Source organism: Gordonia sp. GN26 (assembly GCF_054823965.1).
Map to the genome: position 1 here is coordinate 1 of NZ_JSYC01000062.1, position 3,946 is coordinate 3,946.

Sequence of the window (3,946 nt, forward strand, 5' to 3'; positions counted from 1 at the left end):
GCAAGGCCTCCTCGGGATCGCTGATCCCGGCGGTCCCTGCGTCGAAACGGCTGACCGACTCGGCCAGTTCGATGCGCATGATCGTGAGCAGGCAGTGCGCCTTCGACTCGAAGTAGTGGTACAGCGCGGTCTGGCCGATACCCACCTCGCCCGCGACCGAGGCCCATTTGGTGTGCTCGTATCCGACCTTGCCGAACTGCTCGACGGCGACCGTCAGGATGCGCGCACGCTTCGAGCGTGGTCCGTCCTCACGAACTTTCGAGTCGACTGGCATTGCCTACCCCCTTCTGATCTGTGTCGCCGGTGTCCATCGTGACATGAGTTGAACTCAGGTCACGCGGATTCGGGCACGCGGTCGAGTATCGACGCCGCAATGCGCGTCCGCTGAGTCGTGGCGTCCCCCGTGGCCGCCTCGTTGACGAGCACCCGCCGATAGTAGTTGTGAGCAGGGTGCTCCCAGGTGAAGCCGATACCACCGTGCAACTGGATGGTCTCGGTGCAGACCCGGATCGCGGCCTCGGTGCAGATGGTTCCGGCGACCGCGGCGGCGAACGCGATGGCGGCACGGTCACCGTCCGCGTCGACGACGCCGGCAGCGTAGCGGGCGGCGGATCGGGCGCGCTCGACGTCGAGGAGCATGTCGGCGATCCGGTGCTTGACCGCCTGGTACGACGCGATCGCCCGGCCGAACTGCTTGCGCGAGCTGGTGTACTCGATCGTCATCTCCAGGAGATGCGACGCGATGCCGACGTTCTCCGCGGCAACGGCGATGGTCGCGCGGGCTCGGAGCTCTGACACGAGGGCCGCGGTACCGCCCTCGTCGGACAACGGGATCGCAGCCGCCGCGTCGAGATGGAGCACGGCGAGCGGGCGAGTGGGGTCCAGCGATTCCGCGGTCACACGAGTGACCGAATCATCGGTGAGCGGGACGGCGAACAGTCGACGGCCGCCGCCGGTTTCGGCTGTGACGACGGCGATGTCGGCGGTGGCGCCGTGCGGCGCGTGCGCCGCGGTGCCCGACAGGCGCCAGTCCCCGGAGGAGACCTCAAGGGCGGTGAGACAGTCGGTGTCGCCGTCGAGCGGGGTCGCGGTGACCACGGCGCTGCCGTCGAGTGCTGCCGCTCGGTGTTGGTCGAGGCGGGCGTCGCCGCCCAGCAGGAGGGCGTGGACACCGACCGCTGCCGAGGTCAGGACGGGTTCCGGACGCAGCGCTCGGCCGCATTCCTCGAGCACGGTGCAGAGGTAGGTCAGCCCGTAGCCGAGGCCGCCGTCGGATTCGGGTACGGCCATCGTGGTGACCGCCATCGACGTGGCCAGTTCAGACCAGACCTCCGAGGAGTATCCGAGCTCCGACTCGGTGATGCGACGGACGTCCTCGATGTCGCCTGCGGACGCCAGCAGCGATCGGATCGCGTCGCGGAGATCCGACTCCTCGTCGTTGGGCAGCAACGGGATCGCGGTGTCGATCGACCAGGGGCGCCCGCTCGCGGCGCTGTCGCCTGCGTCGTGGGTGTCGAGCGGCGCGGCGGACAGTGTCTCGGCCGTCCCGGGGTGAATGCTCATCGCTGAACTCCTCTGCCGAGCATGGATGTGGATCAGGAACCTGAACAGAACTCAATTCATATTCGATGGATGCGCCCCGAGCTGTCAAGCATCTGTGGACAAGAAAGTCGAACTGAAGTAAGTTCAGTCCCAATGACCGCGTGAGCGTGGAGAGGAAACGATGTCAGACCGCGAGGATGCCCTTCATCAGATAGGCCATCCGTGCGGCGAACTCCGGACTCTGGGTTCCTCGTCTCATCCGCACCGCGTCGTTGACGATGGACAGGGCCGCGTGCACGGCCACCGCACCCTGGTCCCGTTTGAGTCCCGGGTCGACCTCGATGAGCAGATCGATCCAGCGGGCGACATAGCGACGCTGGATGTCGAGCAGCTCGGTGGCGCCGGGCTGGCCGGCGAGGACCGGGGAGTTGTTGAAGCTCACGGACAGGTCGGGCGTGCTGGTGATGACCTCGACATACGAATCGACCAGTGTGGCAAGGAGCTTGGCGGGATCGTTCGTCGCTCCGTAGGCCGCCATCACCGCCGCCTCGAGGCGGGCGCCGCTGCGATAACCGATGGCCACCAGGATCGCCATCTTCGACGGAAAGTGCTTGTACACACTGGGTCCGGCGATCCCGACCGCGCCACCGATCTCGTCGACCCCGACGTCGGAGTACCCGCGCGCGGCGAACAACGCGGCCGCGGCGTCGAGAATCTCGTCCCGGCGCGATCGGGTCGTCCCGGTGAGCTCCGGCGTCGTGGCGAGCGGGGGTGCGGTCGACGGGCTCAGCACCAGCAGGCGTCGGACCAGCTTCTCGATCTCTTCTCGCGCACGGACGCTGGACATCCGGGTGTGGTGCACGGTGAGGCTGCCGCTGACACTCAGGATCGCCCACGCGAGTTGGACGGCCTCGCGTTCGGTCAGGTCGTCGCGCCCGTTCAGGATCGCCGCCGCCCACTGTCCGATCACCTCGCGGGTGCGCAGCGCGACCTGTTTGTTCTGCTCGACGGTCAGGTAGTTGCTCGTCCAACGCCAGAGCGAGGCCGTCTGCGGGCGCTGGACGGCCAGCGCGCACACGGTGGAGATCAGCGTCGCCGCGTCGTTGCCGTCGCGGAGGGCGCGGTCGGTGCACGCCTCGAGGTCGTCGACGCCTGCCAGGACGGCCGCCTCGAGGAGTGACTGCTTGTCGTCGAAATGCCTGTAGACCGATGGCGCGGTGACGCCCGCCGAACGGGCGATGTCGGCGACCGACACCTGCGCGTAGCCGCGCTGGACGAAGAGCGTCGCCGCAGAGTCGACGAGCTGTCGCTTGCGGTCGGCGCCCTTTGTCCGGGTCGTCTTTCGGTCAGGCATGGTGAACAGACCATAGCGCACATTCGGAGGAAATCCAGACCTGTTGACCACGGGGTATAGCCAAATAAGTGATTCCGCGTTAGCCTCGGGGAGTAACCAACTGGTGGTTCGTGTGAAAGGAACACTTTCGTGCCTGATCAAGCATTCATCTACGAGGCGATCCGTACGCCTCGTGGCAAGCAGCGCGGCGGTGCGCTGCACAGCGTCAAGCCGGTCGACCTGGTCTCGGGTCTGATCGACGAGGTTCTGGCCCGCCACGGCGGCCTCGATCCCGCCGACGTCAACGACGTCATCCTCGGTGTCGTCTCGCCGGTCGGCGAGCAGGGTGCGGTCATCGCACGTACCGCCGCCCTCAACAGCGGCCTCCCGGAGACCGTTCCGGGTACCCAGATCAACCGCTTCTGCGCCTCGGGCCTGGAAGCCACCAACCTCGCGGCCGCCAAGGTCGCCTCCGGCTTCGACGACCTGGTTCTCGCCGGTGGTGTCGAGTCGATGTCGCGCGTCCCGATGGGCAGCGACGGCGGTGCACTCTTCACCGACCCCGCCACCGCGTACGACCACTACATCGTCCCGCAGGGCATCGGTGCCGACCTGATCGCCACCATCGAGGGCTTCTCGCGTGAAGACGTCGACGCCTACGCCGCCGAGTCGCAGGCTCGCGCCGAGAAGGCTTGGACCAGTGGCTACTTCACCAAGTCCGTGGTGCCCGTCAAGGACATCAACGGCGTCACCATCCTCGACCACGACGAGCACCGCCGTCCGGGTTCGACCGTCGAGAGCCTCGGCAAGCTGAAGGCCGCCTTCGCCGCCCTCGCCGACATGGCCGGCTTCGACGACGTCGCACTGCAGAAGTACCCGAGCGTCGAGAAGATCAACCACGTCCACACCGGTGGCAACAGCTCCGGCATCGTCGACGGTTCGGGCCTCGTGCTCATCGGTAGCGAGGAGGCGGGCAAGCGCAACGGCCTGACCCCGCGCGCCCGCGTCGTCTCGTTCGCCGAGGTCGGCTCCGAGCCCACCATCATGCTGACCGGCCCCACCCCCGCCACC

Annotated in this window: 4 protein-coding genes; 1 reads left to right on the forward strand and 3 read right to left on the reverse strand. The window is 67.4% G+C overall.

Annotation, left to right across the window (positions count from 1 at the left end; genetic code table 11):
• From OK17_RS14275 to OK17_RS14285, 3 genes are all read right to left on the reverse strand, one after another.
• Positions 1–274: TetR/AcrR family transcriptional regulator (locus OK17_RS14275; protein ID WP_461417836.1), on the reverse strand; the 274-nt coding region annotated here is incomplete at its 3' end.
• A 59-nt stretch (positions 275–333) separates the two neighbouring features.
• Entirely contained in the window at positions 334–1,563 is a 1,230-nt protein-coding gene (locus tag OK17_RS14280) for an acyl-CoA dehydrogenase family protein (protein ID WP_232717032.1), read from the reverse strand.
• Between the two features lie 163 nt (positions 1,564–1,726).
• Positions 1,727–2,896, reverse strand: a complete 1,170-nt coding sequence (locus OK17_RS14285; protein ID WP_232717033.1) for a TetR/AcrR family transcriptional regulator — start codon at positions 2,894–2,896, stop codon at positions 1,727–1,729.
• A gap of 129 nt (positions 2,897–3,025) precedes the next feature.
• Between OK17_RS14285 and OK17_RS14290 the strand changes: the two genes are divergently transcribed.
• On the forward strand, positions 3,026–3,946 hold a 921-nt coding region (locus tag OK17_RS14290; protein ID WP_461417837.1), incomplete at its 3' end, for an acetyl-CoA C-acyltransferase.